Genomic DNA, 18,069 nt, shown 5'->3' with positions numbered 1-18,069 from the left:
ACCCTCATAGCTCGTGAGCACGGGCACGGAACAGGCGGAACACGGCGGAACGGTCTGCGCCGTGCGGGACCTGATCAAGACGTACCCCGCGGTACGCGGGCGCCGGGGCGCGGCACGCACCCCCGAGGTACGCGCCAACGACGGCATCACCCTCGACGTCCGCCGCGGTGAGATCTTCGGCCTGCTCGGCCCCAACGGCGCCGGGAAGTCCACCCTCGTCCGCCAGCTCACCGGACTGCTCCGCCCGGACTCCGGCACCGTCCGCATCCTCGGCCACGACGTGGTCCGCCACCCCGAGCGCGCCGCCCGGCTCCTGGGCTACCTCGGCCAGGAGTCCACCGCCCTGGACGAGATGACCGTCGCGCTGGCCGTGGAGACCACCGGCCGGCTGCGCGGGCTGGGGCCGCACGAGGCCCGCGCCGAGCGCGACGCCGTCCTCGCCGAGCTGGCCCTCGACGCGCTCGCCGACCGCCCGCTGAAGAAGCTCTCCGGCGGCCAGCGCCGCCTCGCCTGCTTCGCCGCCGTCCTCACCGGCGACCGCCCGCTCCTCGTGCTGGACGAGCCGACGACCGGGATGGACCCGGTCGCCCGCCGCGCCGTCTGGGCCGCCGTCGACCGCCGCCGCGCCGAGCGCGGCGCCACCGTGCTGCTGGTGACCCACAACGTCCTGGAGGCGGAGACCGTCCTGGACCGCGTCGCGGTGATCGACCGCGGCCGGGTCATCGCCTGCGACACGCCCGGCGGGCTGAAGGAGCGGGTCAGCGACGAGGTCCGGCTCGATCTGGTCTGGCGCGACCGGCCGCCGCTCGACGTCCCCGCGGTCGCGGCGCTGGAGCCGGCCGCACGCGTCGCGGGCCGCCGCTGGACGCTGCGGCTGTCCGCCGACGCCGCCCGCGCCGCCGTCGCCGACGTCACCTCCGGTGCCGCCTTCGCGGCGCTCGACGATTTCACCCTCGCCACCCCGAGCCTGGAGGATGTCTACCTCGCGCTCGGCGGCCGCGCCGAGGGACTGGTCAAGGCGTGAACCGCCGGGCCGCCGAACCGAAAGGCAGAGTGAACGCGTGAGTGGGGTTTCCGCGCGAGCGGTGGCCGGGGCGGCACCGGCGGACGGGCGGGCGCGGCCCGGCGACGCCCCGGACGCGCACCACGACCGGGAGCCGTGGCCCGCGCCGCTGGCCCCGCGCGCCCGGCTGCTGCCCGCGCTCGGCGCCGTCTACCGCGCCCAGCTCTCCCGCGCCCGGGTCGCCCGGATCCCGCTGCTCTTCGTCGCCACCTTCCAGTCCGTCGGGATCATGGCCCTGATGCGCGGGGTGGCCGACGGGCCCGCCGAGGCGCGCGCCGTGGTCGCCGGGTCCAGCGTGCTGGTCGTCGCCTTCGTCGCGCTCAACCTGCTGGCGCAGTACTTCGGGCAGCTGCGGGCGGGCGGCGGGCTCGACCACTACGCGACGCTGCCGGTGCCGCCCGCCGCCGTGGTGCTGGGCGCCGCCGCCGCGTACGCGTCGTTCACCGTCCCCGGCACGGCCGTCACGGCGGTCATCGGCTGTGTGCTGTTCCAGCTGCCGATGGCGCATCTGTGGGTGCTCGCCGCGGTGCTGCCGCTGGCCGGTGCGGCGCTCGCCGGGCTCGGCGCGTTCCTCGGGCTGCTCGCGCCGCGCCAGGAGCTGGCGACGCTCTGCGGGCAGCTCGGCATGTCGGCGGCGCTGCTGCTCGGGGTGCTGCCCGCCGAGCGGCTGCCCGCGGTCCTCGGTCTCGCCCGCGACCTGCTGCCGTCGACGTACGGCGTGGAGGCGCTGATCCGCACCTTCGACGCGGACCCGGACTGGCTCCGGGTCGCCGCCGACCTGGGCGTCTGCGCCGGGGTGGGGCTGCTCGCGCTGACCGCCGCGACCTGGGCGTTCCGCCGCGCGGCGACCCGCTGACGTACCGCCGGCGCGACCCGGGCCCCGTCCTGCCGCCGGAGCCACCCCGCCCACCTGGCACGATGACGGGGTGACCGCACCGCTGACGCCACGCGACAACCAACCGTCCGACGAGCCGCCGACCCCGCCGACCGACGCCGGCGCGGGGTCGTCGGCCGAGCCGCCCGGGTATCCGCCGACCGGTGAGGCGTCCGACGGACCGCCGCTCGGCCAGGAGCTGCGGGAGGCGGCGCTGACCGCCGTCGTCCTCGCGCTGCTCGGCGCGCTGCTCGGCCTGCTCTGGCTCTGGCTGGCCCCGCGCGTCCCGCTGATCGCCAACACCCACAGCGTCTACCTCAAGGACACCGAGGGCGAGGAGGCGATCGGCGCCGACGGTGTCTTCCTGCTGCTCGCCGCCGGTTTCGGCATCGTCGCCACGGCCGTGCTGTTCCGGCTGCGCCGCCGCGGCGGGGTGCCGCTGGTGATCGCGCTGGCCGTCGGCGGACTGCTCGGCTCCGTCGTGGGCTGGCAGCTCGGCATGGTGCTCGGCCCGACCGACGACCTCGCCGCCCACGCCGTACAGGTCGGCCCCGGCGTCGTCTTCGACGGCCCGCTGCGCCTCCAGGCCATGGGCGTTCTGCTGGCCTGGCCGATCGCCGCGATGCTGACCCAACTCGCCCTGACCGGCCTCTTCGCCCCCCGCGACGAGGATCTGCTGCCGGGGACGCCGGTGCCGGGGGCGCCGGACCTGATGAAGGACGATCCGGCGGGCTGACGCCGGGGCGGGTACGCGGCGGGGGCCGGGAGGTGCCGCGTACCCCGGGGACCGTCGCGTACGGGCCGGAGACCGGGGGCCGGGAGCGGCCTGACGCGGCGTCCGGCCCGGAGCCGTCCGCCGTGCCCGGCTGACCCGCCGGCCCGTCCGCCCGGTCCGCTCAGTCCCGTCCGATCGGGGCCACCACGGCGCCGGTGAGGGTGACCAGGTCCGCGGGGGAGAGCTCGACCTCCAGACCGCGGCGGCCGGCCGAGACGCAGATGGTGGAGCGGCCCTCGGCGGAGGCGTCCACGACCGTCCGCAGCCGCTTGCGCTGGCCCAGCGGGGAGATGCCGCCGCGGACGTAGCCGGTGGTCCGCTCGGCGGCGGCCGGATCGGCCATCGCGGCCCGCTTGCCGCCCACCGCCGCCGCCAGCGCCTTGAGGTCGAGGGAGCCGGAGACCGGCACCACCGCGACGGTCAGCGCACCGTCGACGTCCGCCAGCAGCGTCTTGAACACCTGCTCGGGCGCCACTCCGAGCGCCTCGGCGGCCTCCTCGCCGTACGAGGCGGCGGCCGGATCGTGGGTGTAGGCGTGCACGGTGAAGGGCACGCCCGCGGCGGTCAGCGCGACCGTCGCCGGGGTGCCGCCCGCCGCGGCGGACGCGCCCCGGTCCTTCTTCGGCTTCTTGGACAACTCGTCGGCACCTTGCCTTCGGGGGCGGGACGGGCACGCGGCCCGGCCGCGGGCCGCGGCGGGTCAGTTGGGGCTGGTCGGCCGCCGGGTCAGATCCACCGCCGGCAGCGACGGGAGCTTACCGAGCACCGCCGACTCGCGGCGCAGGAGTTCCAGCTCCTGACCGAGCCGGTCCGCGGTGTCGGCCGCCGCCAGCAGCCGCTGCTTGGCCGGGACGTCGAGCACCGCCGCCGCGGCGACCAGGTACGACAGCACCGACGGATCGCCCGGCAGATCCTGCCCGCCGGCCAGCGTCCGCTCGTTCGCCCAGGCCAGCCGCTTCTGATACGTACGGAACGCCCGGACCACACCGGAGGCCAGCGCGCCCGCGCCCTCGCCGCCGTCCTCGGCCAGCTCCTCGACCTCGGCGGTCAGATACGGCCCGGAGGCGTCCACCGACAGCAGCCGGAAGCGGGTGGTGCCGGTGGCCAGCACCTCGTAGCCGGAGTCCTCCTCGGGGGACTTCGCGCGGATCGTCGTCGCGTCGGCGACACAGCCGACGGTGTGGAACGCGGCCATCGGGTCGTCACCGAACCCGGCGGCGGGCCCGTTCGCGGCGGGCAGCGTGGCGTCCGGCATGCCCTGGGCGGTCGGCGCCACCTCGCGGCCGTCGCGGATCGCGATCACCCCGAACCGGCGCTCGTCCTCGGGCAGCTCACCGAGGTCGCGCATCAGCGCCCGGTAGCGGGCCTCGAAGACGTTCAGCGGGAGAACGAGTCCGGGGAAGAGCACCGAGTTGAGCGGGAAGAGCGGCAGCCGTACGGAGGTCACAGCGGGTAAGCCTAGAGGCTGGGCCGCGCCGCCCGGATGCGGGGAGCTACGCGGAGGGCGAAAGCGCCGGTGACGGCGGGTGCGGAGCGAGGCGGCCCGCCCCGCGCCCGGCGGGCGCCGGGCACCGCTCACCGCCGGGCACCGCTCACCGCCGTGCACCGCTCACCCGCCCGGCACCGCCCGACGTCCGACGGGCCGCCCGGTCCGGGCAGCCCGCCCCCGCCCCCGCTACTGCCGCCGCAGCAGCCGCGACGCGCCCGCCGCGACCGTCGTCGCCAGGATCCAGCCCGCGATCACCAGCACCGCCGCCACCCACTGCGCCCCGCCGCGCGGATTCCACGCCGCCCGCTGCCCGAGGTCGATCACCGGCACCAGTAGATCCAGGACGTACAGGTACGGGTTCCACGGCGGCGCCTCGTCGGCCTTGAGCGGTGGGGGCGGCGAGGAGGTGAAGAAGACCGTGCCCAGCGCCCACAGGATCGCCATCCACAGCGAGGCCCGCCCGGGGCGGTAGCCGTACGCCACCGTCCAGTCCTGGAGGTAGCCCCACGCCTTCCCGGCCACCGGCAGTGTCTCCCGGCGCCGCCGCTGCTTGGCCAGCAGCACCACCCGCGCGTCCGCGTCCTCACCACTGGTGCGCAGCGCCGTGGCGAGCATCTCGTACGGCTCCGGCGCGTACTCCGGGGTCGCCGCCGCCACCCACTGCAACCGCGCCGACAGCGGGAAGTGGCCCCGGGGGATCAGCGTCTCGTAGGCGAAACCGGCCATCTGGAGGCTGCCCGCACCGGGCCAGCTGGCGGAGCGGTCGACGAGGTTGACGACCCGGGCACCGGAGACGATCACCCGGCCCCGCTGCGGCCGCTCCCCGAGGAACCGCAGCTCGGGCGTCTGGATCCGGCGCAGCGACAGCTCCTGGTCGGACTCCATCACGAACCGCGCGTGCTCCAGGTCGACCGCGTCGCCGAACCGCCCGTCGTCCAGCCGCATCCCGCCCTCGCACTCGAACCGCTGCATCCGCGTACCGCGCGGCGGGGTGGTGACCGTGCCGTACGCCGGGGTGTGGACGGTGCCGAACGGCGGCGTGGCACCGGAGGCGAACGGGGAGTTCAGCAGGCCCGCGGCGGTCAGGTGCAAGGTGCGCTCGACGGTCAGCTGCGGGGCGTTCAGCGCACGGCGGCCGAACGGGTTGCTCAGCCGGCTGCCGCGCAGACTCAGCGAACCGCCGACGGTCGTCCCGCGCAGCGACAGCTCGCCGTACGACTCCAGCATCTCGGCCTGGAGGTCCTGGGTGACGGTCATCCCGTCCGCCGTGATCGAGCGGCCCTGGCGGTCCTTGTGCACCACCGCCTGGCTCAGCAGCAGGTCCGTGCCGATGTGCGCGTCCGTCAGCCGGACGCCGGAGAGCACCACGCACCGCGGCAGGTGCAGATCGCCCTCGGTGGTCAGCCGCGCCGCCTCCACCCGCGGCATCGCGCAGTTCACCAGCCGCAAGGTGGTGAAGTGCGCCTCCGGCAGGACGACCTCGCCCTCGAACCGGCAGTCCCGCAGCTCCACGAATGGCTTGATCGAGCCCCCCGCGACGTCGAGGATGTCGGTGATGTACGCCCCGGTGACCTTCAGCGCCGAGACCCGTCCGGGCTGCGCCGGCGGCCCGTCGAGCAGCAGCAGCGCCAGCACCCGCGCCCGTATCCGGCGCTCCGGCCCCCACAGGTGGCGGCCGTGCGGATCGTCCCGGGCCGGATCCCCGATGTGCAGGTCGCAGGTGCTGCCGTTGCGGAACGCCTGCCACATGCTCCATTCCGCCGATGTCAGCTGCAGATCCGCCGGTGCGTCCCCGTCCCCGGGTTCGAGCACGTCGCGTCCCCCTTCCGTCCGATGTCCGAATGCGCCCGCGTGTCGCCCGCCGGCCGCGCGCCACACCGGTGCGCGGAGCGGGAACCGGGGGCGGGCGGCGGGACACGCCGAAGCCGTCATCCGGCCTTTGCCCGCCCCGTGACCCGTTGAACACGCGTGGTCAGGGCCAACTCCGGTCAACTTCACGGGCCCGTCCGCAGCGCATTGTGCGGTGTATCACTGGGTGATACGGCGGGCCGGACCGGAGGGCGGGTCTGAGACACTGGGAGGGTGATCTCCCGAATCGATCTGCGCGGTGACGCCCTTCCCGAGGGCGGCGCCCTGCGCGACCTGCTGCCCCGTGCCGAGTTCGACGTGGAAGCCGCCCTGGAGAAGGTGCGGCCCATCTGCGAGGACGTACGCCATCGCGGCACCGCCGCGCTGATCGACTGCGCGCGGCGGTTCGACGGTGTCGAGATCGAGCGGGTCCGGGTCCCGGCGGAGGCGATCGAGCGGGCCCTGGCCGAGCTGGACCCGGCCGTCCGCGCCGCCCTGGAGGAGTCCATCCGGCGCGCCCGCCTCGTCCACCGCGAACAGCGCCGTACGGACACCACCACCAAGGTCGTCCCCGGCGGCACGGTCACCGAGCGCTGGGTGCCGGTCGAGCGGGTCGGGCTGTACGTCCCCGGCGGCCGCGCGGTCTACCCGTCGTCCGTCGTGATGAACGTCGTCCCCGCCCAGGAGGCCGGGGTCGAGGGCGTCGCGATCAGCTCGCCGCCGCAGAAGGCCCCTTTCAACAGTGAGTGGGGCGGCGGTCTGCCGCACCCGACGATCCTCGCCGCCTGCGCGCTGCTCGGCGTCGACGAGGTCTACGCCGCCGGCGGCGCCCAGGCCATCGCGATGTTCGCGTACGGCACCGACGAGTGCCGCCCGGTCAACCTCGTCACCGGCCCCGGCAACATCTACGTCGCCTCCGCCAAGCGCCTGCTCAAGGGCCGGATCGGCATCGACGCCGAGGCCGGGCCCACCGAGATCGCGGTGCTCGCCGACGCCACCGCCGACGCCCGCCACGTCGCCTCCGACCTGATCAGCCAGGCCGAGCACGACACGCTCGCCGCCGCCGTCCTCGTCACCGACTCCGCCGAGCTGGCCGAGGCGGTCGAGGCCGAGCTGAAGACGCAGACGGCCGCCACCAAGCACACCGAGCGGATCACCGAGGCGCTGGCCGGCCGACAGTCCGCGATCGTCCTCGTCGACGGTCTCGACGACGGCCTGACGGTCGTCGACGCGTACGGCGCCGAGCACCTGGAGATCCAGACCGCCGACGCCTCCGCCGTCGCCGCCCGGGTCCGCAACGCCGGCGCGGTCTTCGTCGGCCCGTACGCCCCGGTCTCGCTGGGCGACTACTGCGCCGGCTCCAACCACGTCCTGCCGACGGGCGGCTGCGCCTGCCACTCCTCGGGCCTGTCCGTGCAGTCGTTCCTGCGCGGCATCCATGTCGTGGACTACTCCCGCGACGCGCTGGCCGAGGTCGCCCACCACGTGGTGACCCTCGCCGAGGCCGAGGATCTCCCGGCCCACGGCGCGGCCGTTCTGGCGCGCTTCCCCGAGGGGGAGCGCGAGGATCGCAATGACTGGAAGGTCCCGCAGAGCAAGTGACGAACAGCCCCGACGCGTTCCCCTGGGACGCGCTTCCCATCCGGGACGAACTGCGCGGCAAGTCCCCGTACGGCGCCCCGCAGCTGGACGTACCGGTCCGGCTGAACACCAACGAGAACCCCTACCCGCTCCCCGAGGAGCTGGTCCGGCGGATCGCCGAGCGGGTCGCCGACGCCGCCCGCGACCTCAACCGCTACCCGGACCGCGACGCCGTCGAGCTCCGCACCGAGCTGGCCCGCTACCTCACCCGCACCGGCGGCCACCCGGTCACCGAGGAGCAGGTCTGGGCGGCCAACGGCTCCAACGAGGTCCTCCAGCAGCTGCTCCAGACCTTCGGCGGCCCCGGCCGCGCGGCCCTCGGCTTCGAGCCCTCGTACTCCATGCACGGGCTGATCTCCCGCGGCACCGGCACCGAGTGGATCTCCGGGCCGCGCCACGACGACTTCACCATCGACGTCGCGGCGGCCACGGCGCTCATCGCCGAGCGCCGCCCGGACGTGGTCTTCATCTGCTCGCCGAACAACCCGACCGGCACCGCCGTCGACGCGGAGACGGTCCTCGCGCTGTACGACGCCGCGCAGGCGGCGCGGGCGGCGACCGGCGGCGCGCTGGTGGTGATCGACGAGGCGTACGGCGAGTTCAGCCACCGCCGCTCGCTGCTGCCGCTGATCGAGGGGCGGCGCAACCTCGTCGTCTCGCGGACCATGTCGAAGGCGTTCGGCGCCGCCGGGCTGCGCCTGGGCTACCTCGCCGCCGATCCCGCCGTGGTCGGCGCCGTCCAGCTGGTCCGGCTGCCCTACCACCTCTCCGCCGTGACCCAGGCGACCGCGCTCGCGGCCCTGGAGCACACCGACACCCTGCTGAAGTACGTCGAGCAGCTGAAGACCGAACGCGACCGCCTGGTGGCGGAGCTGCGCGCGGCGGGCTGCGAGGTCGTCGACTCCGACGCCAACTTCGTGCAGTTCGGCCGGTTCGACGGCGCGGGCGGCGCGCACGCCGCCTGGCAGGCCCTCCTGGACCGGGGCGTCCTGGTCCGGGACAACGGTGTGCCGGGCTGGCTGCGGGTCACCGCGGGAACCCCGGCCGAGAACGACGCGTTCCTCGAAGCGGTACGCCAGATCATGAAGGAGCCAAGCGCATGAGCCGCGTCGGACGCGTCGAGCGCACCACCAAGGAAACCTCGGTGCTCGTCGAGATCGACCTCGACGGCACCGGCCAGGTCGATGTGTCGACGGGCGTCGGTTTCTACGACCACATGCTCGACCAGCTCGGGCGCCACGGTCTCTTCGACCTCACCGTCAAGACCGACGGTGACCTGCACATCGACACCCACCACACCATCGAGGACACCGCCCTCGCGCTCGGCGCCGCCTTCCGGCAGGCGCTCGGCGACAAGGTGGGCATCTACCGCTTCGGCAACTGCACCGTGCCGCTCGACGAGTCCCTCGCCCAGGTCACCGTCGACCTCTCCGGCCGCCCGTACCTCGTGCACACCGAACCGGAGAACATGGCGCCGATGATCGGCACCTACGACACGACGATGACCCGGCACATCTTCGACTCCTTCGTGGCCCAGGCGCAGATCGCCCTGCACATCCACGTCCCGTACGGCCGCAACGCCCACCACATCGTGGAGTGCCAGTTCAAGGCGCTGGCGCGGGCGCTGCGGTACGCCAGCGAACGCGATCCGCGCGCCGCCGGAATCCTCCCCTCCACGAAGGGTGCCCTGTGAACGGCCTGTCGACCGTCTTCATCCTGGTCGGTCTCTTCCTCGTCGGCGGCATCTACTCCTTCTGGAAGCAGAAGATGCCCCGCAGCCTGATCACGCTGCTGTCCATCGGCGCGGCGATGTGCCTCGTCGCCGGGGTGATGCGGCTGGAGGTGTGGAATTGACGGCCGCGAAGAAGGTCGTGGTCTTCGACTACGGCTTCGGTAACGTCCGCTCCGCCGAGCGCGCCCTGGCCCGTGCCGGTGCCGATGTGGAGATCACCGGCGACTACGACCGCGCGATGAACGCCGACGGGCTGCTCGTCCCCGGCGTCGGCGCGTTCGCCGCCTGCATGAAGGGGCTGCGCGACGCCCGCGGCGACTGGATCGTCGGCCGCCGCCTCTCCGGCGGCCGTCCGGTCATGGGCATCTGCGTCGGGATGCAGATCCTCTTCGCCCGCGGTATCGAGCACGGTGTGGAGACCGAGGGCCTCGACGAGTGGCCCGGCACCGTCGGCCCGCTCAAGGCCGACGTCGTCCCGCACATGGGCTGGAACACCGTCGAGGCGGCCGGCGGCTCCCGCCTCTTCGCCGGTCTGGACGCGGACGCCCGCTACTACTTCGTCCACTCCTACGCGGCGCACGACTGGGAGCTGGAGATCGGCAACCCGCACATCGCCGCCCCCAAGGTCAGCTGGGCCACCCACGGTGCGCCCTTCGTGGCCGCGGTCGAGAACGGCCCGCTGTGGGCCACGCAGTTCCACCCCGAGAAGTCCGGCGACGCCGGAGCCCAGCTGCTGAGCAATTGGATCGAGACCCTGTGATGGCCCACCCGAAGCTCGAACTCCTCCCCGCCGTCGACGTCCGCGACGGCCAGGCCGTCCGTCTGGTGCACGGCGAGTCCGGCTCCGAGACCTCCTACGGCGACCCGCTCCAGGCGGCGCTGGCCTGGCAGCAGGCCGGTGCCGAGTGGCTGCACCTCGTCGACCTCGACGCGGCGTTCGGCACCGGCGACAACCGCGCGCAGATCGCCGAGGTGGCCCGCGCCATGGACATCAAGGTCGAGCTGTCCGGCGGTATCCGCGACGACGCCTCGTTGGAGGCGGCGCTCGCCACCGGCTGCCGCCGCGTCAACCTCGGCACCGCCGCGCTGGAGGCCCCCGAGTGGGTCGCCAAGGTCATCGCCGAGCACGGCGACAAGATCGCGGTGGGTCTGGACGTCCGCGGCACCACGCTCCGCGGCCGCGGCTGGACCCGCGACGGCGGCGACCTCTACGAGACGCTGGCCCGCCTCGACTCCGAGGGCTGCGCCCGCTACGTCGTCACCGACATCAACAAGGACGGCACGCTCCAGGGCCCCAACGTGGAGCTGCTGAAGAACGTCTGCGCGGCCACCGACCGCCCTGTCGTCGCCTCCGGCGGCGTCTCCTCCCTCGACGACCTGCGGACGCTGGCGTCCCTGGTCCCCGAGGGCGTGGAGGGCGCGATCGTCGGCAAGGCGCTCTACGCGAAGGCGTTCACCCTTCAAGAGGCGCTCGCGGCAGTGTCGTGACCGGATGACCGAAAGGCGGCGTGATGACCATCGAGCGGGTACGGACCAGCAGTCCCTGGGAAGAGACGATCGGCTTCGCCCGCGCGGTGGCCGCCGGCGACCGTGTCCTGGTCGCCGGCACGCTGCCGCTCGCCGACGGCGTGCTCCAGGGCGAGGGCGATCCCTACGAGCAGACGAAGGCCGCCTTCGGCAACGCCCTGGCGGCCCTGGAGCCGTTCGGCCTGGACGCCTGTGCCGTTCTGCGCACCCGGATGTATCTGACCCACGCGCGGGACGTGGACGCGGTCGGCCGCGCCCACCGGGAGATCTTCGGCGCCGCGCCGCCGGCCGCGACCCTCGTCGTGGTCTCCGGCTTCGTCGACTCCCGCGTCCTGGTCGAAGTAGAACTGGAAGCCTTCAAGCAACCCGAAGCCTTCACGCAACCGGAAGGCCGCACGCAACCCTCCGAAGGAGCCTGACGCCATGACCTTGGCGGTCCGAGTCATCCCCTGCCTGGACGTCGACAACGGCCGGGTCGTCAAGGGCGTGAACTTCCAGAACCTGCGCGACGCGGGCGACCCCGTCGAGATGGCGCGGATCTACGGCGAGGAGGGCGCCGACGAGCTGACCTTCCTCGACATCACCGCCTCCTCCGGCAACCGCGAGACCACCTACGACGTGGTCCGCCGCACCGCCGAGCAGGTCTTCATCCCGCTGACCGTCGGCGGCGGCGTGCGCACCGCCGAGGACGTCGACAAGCTGCTGCGCGCCGGCGCCGACAAGGTCGGTGTGAACACCGCGGCGCTGGCCCGGCCCGAGCTGATCCGGGAGATCGCGGAGCGGTTCGGCAGCCAGGTGCTGGTGCTCTCCGTCGACGCCCGACGGGTGCCGTCCGACGGCGGCACCACGTCCTTCGAGGTGACCACGCACGGCGGACGCCGCTCCGCCGGGGTCGACGCCGTCGAATGGGCGCACCGCGCGGCGGAGCTGGGCGCCGGAGAGATCCTGCTGAACTCCATGGACGCCGACGGCACCAAGGACGGCTACGACACGGAGATGATCGAGGCGGTCCGCAAGCACGTCTCCGTCCCCGTCATCGCCTCGGGCGGCGCGGGCCGCCTCGCCGACTTCGCCCCCGCCGTGGCCGCCGGCGCCGACGCGGTCCTCGCCGCCTCCGTCTTCCACTTCGGCGACCTGCGCATCGGCGAGGTCAAGGGCGCCCTGCGGGAGGCGGGCCACCCGGTGCGGTGAGGCGGGACGCGCGGGCGTTCCGCCGGTCCGGTGGGGGAGGCGCGGCGGCCCGTACGGAGCGGGGCCCGGCCCGTAGCGGAATCCGGCCCGGCCGGGCGCGGGGCCGGGGCTCCGGGCGCGGCCGACCGGGCAGGCCCGGCTCCGGGCCCGCCCGCGGCCCCCTCCGTGACGCGCCCGCCCCGACCGCCGGGCCCTCAGATCCCCAGCGCCGCCTGCCGGGCGCCGGCCACCGCTTCCGGGTCGCCGGTCAGTTCCACGTCCACGGCCTGCTGGCGGCCGAAGGCGAAGAGGGTCAGCTCGCCGGGCTCGCCGACGACCGTCACCACCGGCGCGCCCCGGTGGGCCACCGCGGTCCGGCCGTCCGGGCGCCGCAGCACCAGGCCCACCGGCGATTTCCGGCCCAGCAGCTTCGCCGTCCTCTCCAGCCGCGTCCACAGCGCGTCCGCGAAGACCGGGTCCACCTCCCGCGCCGCCCAGTCGGGCTGCGCCCGCCGCACGTCCTCGGCGTGGACGTAGAACTCGACGGTGTTCGACGCCTCGTCGATCTGCTTCAGCGCGAACGGCGACATCCGCGGCGGGCCACTGCGGATCAGCCCCAGCAGCTCCTCGTACGGCTTGGCGGCGAACTCCGCCTGGACCCGCTCCAGCCGCGCCGCCAGCGGTTTGACGAGCAGACCGCCCGCCGCGTCCGCGCGGCGCTCGCGCACCACCACATGGGCGGCCAGATCACGGGTGCGCCAGCCCTCGCAGAGCGTCGGCGCGTCGGGACCGGCGCTCTCCAACAGGTCGGCGAGCAGGAGCCGTTCACGCTTCGCATGGGTCGACATACGGTCAGCCTACGGCCGGCCCCGCCGCCCTGCCACGCGCGGGCCGCCCGCGCCACCGGACCCGCACGGCACAATGGCCCCATGAGCAGCCGCGCCACCGACACCGCCGCCACCGCCCCGCAGGACCGGACCGCCCCGGACGGCCCCGCGGCCCCCGGCAGCACCGCCCTCGACCCCGCCGTCGCCGCCCGCCTCAAGCACGGCGCGGACGGCCTCGTCCCGGCCATCGCCCAGCAGTACGGCACCGGCGAGGTCCTCATGCTCGGCTGGATGGACGACGAGGCGCTGCACCGCACCCTCACCACCGGCCGCTGCACCTACTGGTCCCGCAGCCGCCGCGAGTACTGGGTCAAGGGCGACACCTCCGGCCATGTCCAGCGCGTCCGCTCCGTCGCCCTCGACTGCGACGCCGACACCGTCCTGGTCACCGTCGAGCAGACCGGCGCCGCCTGCCACACCGGGGCCCGTACCTGCTTCGACGCCGACGTGTTGCTCACGGACGGCGACCAGTAGGCTCCGCTGCCATGACCACGGGAACCACCGGCACCGCCACACCGGACCTCGACAGCTTCCGCACCTTCGCCAAGGACCGCCGGGTCATCCCCGTCACCCGGCGCCTGCTGGCCGACGGCGACACCCCGGTGGGCCTCTACCGCAAACTCGCCGGGGAGCGCCCCGGCACCTTCCTCCTGGAATCAGCCGAGAACGGACGTACGTGGTCGCGGTACTCGTTCATCGGCGTCCGCAGCGCCGCCACGCTCACCGTCCGCGACGGCGCGGCCCACTGGCTGGGCACCCCGCCCGTCGGCATGCCGTCCGGCGGCGACCCGCTGGCCGCGCTCCGCGCCACCGTCGAGGCCCTGCACACCCCGCGTGACCTGCTTCAGGACGCCGGTCTGCCGCCCTTCACCGGCGGCATGGTCGGCTACCTCGGCTACGACGTCGTCCGCCGCCTGGAGAAGATCGGCGAGCGGACCGAGGACGACCTCGGGCTGCCGGAGCTGACCATGCTCCTCACCTCCGACCTCGCCGTCCTCGACCACTGGAACGGCACCGTCCTGCTCATCGCCAACGCCATCAACCACAACGACCTCGACACCGGCGTCGACGAGGCGTACGCGGACGCCGTCGCCCGCCTCGACGCGATGGCCGACGACCTCGCCCGCCCGGCGCCCGCGAGCGCCGCCGCGCTGCCGCCGTCGGAGCTGCCGCCGTTCACCGCCGAGTGGGGCGGCGCCGCCTACCAGGACGCCGTCGAGGACATCAAGGAGCGCATCCGCGCCGGTGAGGCGTTCCAGGTGGTGCCCTCGCAGCGCTTCGAGACGCCCTGCACGGCGAGCGCCCTGGACGTCTACCGGGTGCTGCGGGCCACCAACCCCAGCCCGTACATGTACCTCTTCCGCTTCGCCGCCGACGGCGACCGCGGCGCCTTCGACGTGGTCGGCTCCAGCCCCGAGGCGCTGGTCAAGGTCGAGGACGGCCGCGCCATGGTGCACCCCATCGCCGGGACCCGCCCGCGCGGCTCGGGAGTCCAGGAGGACCAGGCCCTCGCCGACGAACTGCTGGCCGACCCCAAGGAGCGCGCCGAGCACCTGATGCTCGTCGACCTGGGCCGCAACGACCTGGGCCGGGTCTGCGCACCGGGCAGCGTCGAGGTCGTCGACTTCATGTCGGTCGAGCGCTACAGCCACGTCATGCACCTGGTCTCCACCGTCACCGGCACCGTCGCCGAGGGCCGCACCGCCTTCGACGTCCTCACCGCCTGCTTCCCCGCGGGCACCCTCTCCGGCGCGCCCAAGCCCCGCGCGCTGCAGATCATCGAGGAGCTGGAGCCGACCCGCCGCGGTCTGTACGGCGGCTGCGTCGGCTACCTCGACTTCGCCGGCGACTCCGACACCGCCATCGCCATCCGCACCGCCCTGCTGCGCGACGGCACCGCGTACGTCCAGGCCGGTGCGGGCGTCGTCGCCGACTCCGACCCGGTCGCCGAGGACACCGAGTGCCGCAACAAGGCCGCCGCCGTGCTGCGCGCCGTCCACACCGCCAACCGCCTCGGCGGCTGACCGGCACACCTCCCGTACCGCCCGCGGCACCGGCCACCCCGTGGCCCGGTCGCCGCGGGCGGTGCGCGATAGTGGGGGAGTGAGTGCCGCAACCCAGCCCCCCGCCGCCACCGCGCCCGTGCCCACCGCCCGGCCCCGCAGCGCCCGGCGCAGCCTCGCCGCGGCCCTGCTGCTGGGCGCCGCCGGCTCCGCTCTCGTCCTGCTCGCGTCGGGCCGCGTCTGGTCCCGGGGCACCGCCGCCCTCGCCCAGGGCGATCTGCCGCGCTCGGTGACCGGCTCGGACGTCACGGGCGTCCCCGCCGCGCTTGCCGTCGTCGGCCTCGCCGCGCTGGTCGCGGTCTTCGCGGTGCGGCGCGCCGGACGGTACGCCGTCGCCGCCCTCCTCGCCCTCAGCGGCGCGGGCACCGCGCTCGCCGCTGCTCTCGGGTACGGCGACACCACCGCCCTGCGCGAGCAGGCCGCCACCGCCGTCGGACTGAGCGGTACGGATGTGCATCACGTCACGCACAGCCTCTGGCCGTGGGTCTCCTTCGCCGGCGGCGTACTGCTGCTGACCGCCGGTCTCCTCGCCCTCCTCCTCGGCCGCCACTGGCCCGCGATGTCGGGCCGTTACGAGCGCGCGCCGGGCGGCGCCCGCACCCCGCGCAGGGCCGCCGCGCCGGTGGACCCGGACCGTCCCGAGGAGCTGTGGAAGTCGCTGGACCGGGGCGAGGACCCCACCCGGTAACGGCGTTTCCCCCGGCATCGGTGACAATGGACGACGAGGTATCACCGCGCCCCGATCCGGCGCGACAGAGCTACGAGGAGCACTCATGTCGAGCAGTGGCCACGGACACACCCCCGCCGCCTGGACCGGCGTCATCATCTCGTTCATCGGCTTCTGCGTCGCGGGCGCCTTCACGGTCCTGGCCAACGTGCCCGGTTTCTGGGCCGGCATCGTCCTCATCGGCCTCGGCGCCGTCGTCGGCGGTGTGATGCGCGTCGCCGGCCTCGGCTCGCAGCCCAAGCGCTCCGCCGCCCCGGTCGCCGTGGCCCGGCCCCAGGAGGGCTGACCTTGTGTGGCGCCCCGCCCGGCGCCACACCGAAAGCTCCGAAGGCGCCGCTTCCCGGTCGCCGTCCGTACTCCGTACGGCTGCCGGGAAGCGGCGCCTTCGCCCGTCCCCGGGGACAATCGGCGGGGTGAACGCACCCGTGGCCCCGCCCCGGCCCGCAGCCGCCCGTCCCGCGCCGCCCGGCGGCCGCCCGGGGCCGCTGCGCCGCCTCGCCGCCCCGCTGGGCACGGCCGCCGCCGCGGTCGCCGCCTTCGGGTACGTCGGCGCCGTCGACCCGAACCGCCCCGGCCACTACCCGGTCTGCCCGCTGCTGCACCTGACCGGCCTGTACTGCCCGGCCTGCGGCGGGCTGCGCAGCGCCCACGCGGTGGCCCACGGCGAGCTGCCCGCCGCGCTCGGCGCCAACGCCGTGGCGGTGGCCGGGTACGCGCTCTGCGCGGTGTTCTGGGTGGTCTGGACGGTGCGCGCGGCACGCGGGCTGCCGACCGCGGGGCCGCGCCCGCGCCCCGTCCACTGGTGGGCGTCGGCCGCCGTCCTCACGCTCTTCACCGTCGTCCGCAATCTGCCCTTCGGCCTCTTCCTGCGGCCCTGACCTGGGGCTCGGCTGTCCAGTTCGTGGGACGGCCGCGGGCGGGTGCCCGACCTCGGGCCGCGGCCGGATACCATCAGAAGTGCCTACGGGGAGTACCGCTCGCCGCCGGCGCCCGTCCCTTCCACCGCTTCAGAAGGAGGCCGCTCGCGTGAGTGTGCTCGACGAGATCATCGACGGAGTCCGCGCCGACCTCGCCGAGCGGCAGGCGCGCGTCAGCCTCGACGAGCTGAAGGAGCGCGCCCGCGCCGCCCGCCCGGCCAAGGACGGCGTCGCCGCCCTCAAGGGCGAGAGCGTGACGGTCATCTGCGAGGTCAAGCGCTCCAGCCCTTCCAAGGGCGCGCTGGCCGCCATCGCCGACCCGGCGGGCCTCGCCGCCGACTACGAGGCGGGCGGCGCCGCGGTGATCTCCGTCCTCACCGAGCAGCGCAAGTTCGGCGGCTCGCTCGCCGACCTCGAAGCGGTCCGCGCCCGGGTCGACATCCCGGTGCTGCGCAAGGACTTCATCGTCACCGCCTACCAGCTGTGGGAGGCCCGTGCGTACGGCGCCGACCTCGCGCTGCTGATCGTCGCCGCGCTGGAGCAGGAGGCGCTGGTCTCGCTCATCGAGCGGGCCGAATCGATCGGCCTGACGCCGCTGGTCGAGGCGCACGACGAGGAGGAGGTCGAGCGCGCGGTGGCCGCCGGCGCCAAGATCATCGGCGTGAACGCGCGCAACCTCAAGACCCTGGAGGTCGACCGCGGCAACTTCGCCCGGATCGCCCCCGAGATCCCCGACCACATCGTCAAGGTCGCCGAGTCGGGCGTGCGCGGCCCGCACGATCTGATCGCGTACGCCAACGACGGCGCCGACGCCGTCCTCGTCGGCGAATCGCTGGTCACCGGCAAGGACCCGCGCACCGCCGTCGCCGATCTGGTCGCGGCCGGCTCGCACCCCGCGATCCGGCACGGCCGGGCCTGAGCACGGAAGACCACCCATGACCGCCACCGGCACCCACCGCACCGCCCGGGAGCAGTTCCCGGGCGGGCCCGGCGTGCCCGGTGGCAGCGGGATGCCTGACGGCTGCGGCCTCGGCACTCCCGCCCTCCCCGGCCACGGGCCCGCCTCGGTGTGCCGGGTCCGCCGGGCCCCGCGCCGCGCGGCCGTCCGCTGCGCGCTGCCGCCCTGGCACCGCGGCTGCCGGGCCCCCGCCCGCCGGGTGCACGGCCGCCGGGTCAGGTACCACATCGGCTCCGAGCCCGGCCAGACCAACGGCATGCGATGGTGCCGGGGGCCCGTGCGCTGACGCGTGCGCGGCCCCGGCGGCCGGTGCGTGGCGCTACCCCGCCGCGGGCCGCCGGTGTGCCCTCCGGCGGGAAGCCGCGGCCGGATCTCCGGCCGGGTGCCTGCTGCCGGTG

At 74.8% G+C, this 18,069-nt stretch carries 22 protein-coding genes; 18 read left to right on the top strand and 4 right to left on the bottom strand.

The genetic code is table 11. The annotated features are described in order from the left end of the window. Positions 1 to 13 precede the first annotated feature (13 nt). The 3 genes from ACZ4M8_RS00990 (at position 14) to ACZ4M8_RS00980 (ending at position 2,673) form a co-directional block, all read left to right on the top strand. Positions 14 to 1,024, top strand: a complete 1,011-nt coding sequence (locus ACZ4M8_RS00990) for an ABC transporter ATP-binding protein (protein WP_467602226.1) — start codon at positions 14 to 16, stop codon at positions 1,022 to 1,024. A 37-nt stretch (positions 1,025 to 1,061) separates the two neighbouring features. Further along, complete coding sequence (locus tag ACZ4M8_RS00985) at positions 1,062 to 1,919, top strand: ABC transporter permease (RefSeq protein WP_467602224.1); 858 nt, start codon at positions 1,062 to 1,064, stop codon at positions 1,917 to 1,919. Between the two features lie 70 nt (positions 1,920 to 1,989). Further along, a complete protein-coding gene (locus tag ACZ4M8_RS00980) occupies positions 1,990 to 2,673 on the top strand; it encodes an ABC transporter permease (RefSeq protein WP_467602222.1) in 684 nt (227 codons plus the stop codon). A gap of 160 nt (positions 2,674 to 2,833) precedes the next feature. Here ACZ4M8_RS00980 and ybaK read toward each other — a convergent pair whose 3' ends face one another. From ybaK to ACZ4M8_RS00965, 3 genes are all read right to left on the bottom strand, one after another. After that, positions 2,834 to 3,349: a Cys-tRNA(Pro) deacylase gene (gene ybaK, locus ACZ4M8_RS00975; protein ID WP_467602220.1), complete on the bottom strand. Its 516-nt coding sequence runs from the start codon at positions 3,347 to 3,349 to the stop codon at positions 2,834 to 2,836. A gap of 63 nt (positions 3,350 to 3,412) precedes the next feature. Beyond that, positions 3,413 to 4,159: an LON peptidase substrate-binding domain-containing protein gene (locus ACZ4M8_RS00970; protein ID WP_467602218.1), complete on the bottom strand. Its 747-nt coding sequence runs from the start codon at positions 4,157 to 4,159 to the stop codon at positions 3,413 to 3,415. Positions 4,160 to 4,387: 228 nt separating this feature from the next. Further along, positions 4,388 to 6,013 (bottom strand): oxidoreductase, encoded by a 1,626-nt coding sequence (locus ACZ4M8_RS00965; protein WP_467602216.1) that lies wholly within the window; start codon positions 6,011 to 6,013, stop codon positions 4,388 to 4,390. A 270-nt stretch (positions 6,014 to 6,283) separates the two neighbouring features. On the opposite strand from ACZ4M8_RS00965, the gene hisD reads away from it, so the two are divergent. Genes hisD through hisF form a run of 8 tightly spaced genes read left to right on the top strand, consistent with a single transcriptional unit; the run spans position 6,284 to position 12,140 of the window. Then, on the top strand, positions 6,284 to 7,651 hold the full coding sequence (gene hisD / locus ACZ4M8_RS00960) for a histidinol dehydrogenase (protein ID WP_467602215.1): 1,368 nt from the start codon (positions 6,284 to 6,286) through the stop codon (positions 7,649 to 7,651). Beyond that, on the top strand, positions 7,648 to 8,793 hold the full coding sequence (locus ACZ4M8_RS00955; protein ID WP_467602213.1) for a histidinol-phosphate transaminase: 1,146 nt from the start codon (positions 7,648 to 7,650) through the stop codon (positions 8,791 to 8,793). Before hisD ends, ACZ4M8_RS00955 begins: the two co-directional genes overlap by 4 nt. Further along, entirely contained in the window at positions 8,790 to 9,383 is a 594-nt protein-coding gene (gene hisB, locus ACZ4M8_RS00950) for an imidazoleglycerol-phosphate dehydratase HisB (protein WP_345083166.1), read from the top strand. Before ACZ4M8_RS00955 ends, hisB begins: the two co-directional genes overlap by 4 nt. After that, on the top strand, positions 9,380 to 9,544 hold the full coding sequence (locus ACZ4M8_RS00945) for a hypothetical protein (RefSeq protein ID WP_399092424.1): 165 nt from the start codon (positions 9,380 to 9,382) through the stop codon (positions 9,542 to 9,544). The genes hisB and ACZ4M8_RS00945 overlap by 4 nt, the downstream gene beginning before the upstream one ends. Further along, the gene (gene hisH / locus ACZ4M8_RS00940) at positions 9,535 to 10,182 is read left to right on the top strand and encodes an imidazole glycerol phosphate synthase subunit HisH (RefSeq protein WP_467602211.1); all 648 of its coding nucleotides are present in this window, start codon (positions 9,535 to 9,537) and stop codon (positions 10,180 to 10,182) included. Before ACZ4M8_RS00945 ends, hisH begins: the two co-directional genes overlap by 10 nt. Beyond that, the gene (priA, locus tag ACZ4M8_RS00935; RefSeq protein WP_399092430.1) at positions 10,182 to 10,910 is read left to right on the top strand and encodes a bifunctional 1-(5-phosphoribosyl)-5-((5-phosphoribosylamino)methylideneamino)imidazole-4-carboxamide isomerase/phosphoribosylanthranilate isomerase PriA; all 729 of its coding nucleotides are present in this window, start codon (positions 10,182 to 10,184) and stop codon (positions 10,908 to 10,910) included. Before hisH ends, priA begins: the two co-directional genes overlap by 1 nt. A 23-nt stretch (positions 10,911 to 10,933) precedes the next feature. Next, on the top strand, positions 10,934 to 11,368 hold the full coding sequence (locus tag ACZ4M8_RS00930; protein WP_467602209.1) for a RidA family protein: 435 nt from the start codon (positions 10,934 to 10,936) through the stop codon (positions 11,366 to 11,368). A gap of 4 nt (positions 11,369 to 11,372) precedes the next feature. Beyond that, positions 11,373 to 12,140 carry an imidazole glycerol phosphate synthase subunit HisF gene (gene hisF / locus ACZ4M8_RS00925; RefSeq protein ID WP_467602207.1) on the top strand — a complete coding sequence of 256 codons (768 nt, stop codon included), beginning with the start codon at positions 11,373 to 11,375 and terminating at the stop codon, positions 12,138 to 12,140. 194 nt (positions 12,141 to 12,334) lie between these two features. Here the strand turns inward: hisF and ACZ4M8_RS00920 are convergent, their stop codons facing one another. Next, on the bottom strand, positions 12,335 to 12,967 hold the full coding sequence (locus ACZ4M8_RS00920) for a TIGR03085 family metal-binding protein (protein WP_467602204.1): 633 nt from the start codon (positions 12,965 to 12,967) through the stop codon (positions 12,335 to 12,337). Between the two features lie 81 nt (positions 12,968 to 13,048). Here ACZ4M8_RS00920 and hisI point away from each other — a divergent pair, with 81 nt between their 5' ends. The 7 genes from hisI (at position 13,049) to trpM (ending at position 17,957) form a co-directional block, all read left to right on the top strand. Beyond that, a complete protein-coding gene (gene hisI / locus ACZ4M8_RS00915; protein WP_467602201.1) occupies positions 13,049 to 13,480 on the top strand; it encodes a phosphoribosyl-AMP cyclohydrolase in 432 nt (143 codons plus the stop codon). An 11-nt stretch (positions 13,481 to 13,491) separates the two neighbouring features. Further along, the gene (locus ACZ4M8_RS00910; protein WP_467602198.1) at positions 13,492 to 15,030 is read left to right on the top strand and encodes an anthranilate synthase component I; all 1,539 of its coding nucleotides are present in this window, start codon (positions 13,492 to 13,494) and stop codon (positions 15,028 to 15,030) included. A 79-nt stretch (positions 15,031 to 15,109) separates the two neighbouring features. Beyond that, positions 15,110 to 15,757: a TIGR02234 family membrane protein gene (locus ACZ4M8_RS00905; protein WP_467602195.1), complete on the top strand. Its 648-nt coding sequence runs from the start codon at positions 15,110 to 15,112 to the stop codon at positions 15,755 to 15,757. A gap of 85 nt (positions 15,758 to 15,842) precedes the next feature. Beyond that, complete coding sequence (locus ACZ4M8_RS00900; protein ID WP_467602193.1) at positions 15,843 to 16,082, top strand: HGxxPAAW family protein; 240 nt, start codon at positions 15,843 to 15,845, stop codon at positions 16,080 to 16,082. A 127-nt stretch (positions 16,083 to 16,209) separates the two neighbouring features. Beyond that, positions 16,210 to 16,674, top strand: coding sequence for a DUF2752 domain-containing protein (locus tag ACZ4M8_RS00895; protein ID WP_467602190.1), 465 nt, complete (start codon positions 16,210 to 16,212; stop codon positions 16,672 to 16,674). A 148-nt stretch (positions 16,675 to 16,822) separates the two neighbouring features. Next, positions 16,823 to 17,632 (top strand): indole-3-glycerol phosphate synthase TrpC, encoded by an 810-nt coding sequence (trpC, locus tag ACZ4M8_RS00890; RefSeq protein WP_467602187.1) that lies wholly within the window; start codon positions 16,823 to 16,825, stop codon positions 17,630 to 17,632. Positions 17,633 to 17,648: 16 nt separating this feature from the next. Then, a complete protein-coding gene (trpM, locus tag ACZ4M8_RS00885; RefSeq protein WP_467602184.1) occupies positions 17,649 to 17,957 on the top strand; it encodes a tryptophan biosynthesis modulator TrpM in 309 nt (102 codons plus the stop codon). The last annotated feature ends 112 nt before the right edge of the window (positions 17,958 to 18,069 follow it).

This window comes from Streptomyces sp. NPDC027185, from assembly GCF_055567035.1.
Note: the sequence above shows the minus strand (reverse complement) of the source record. Positions and strands in the feature narration are given on the sequence as shown.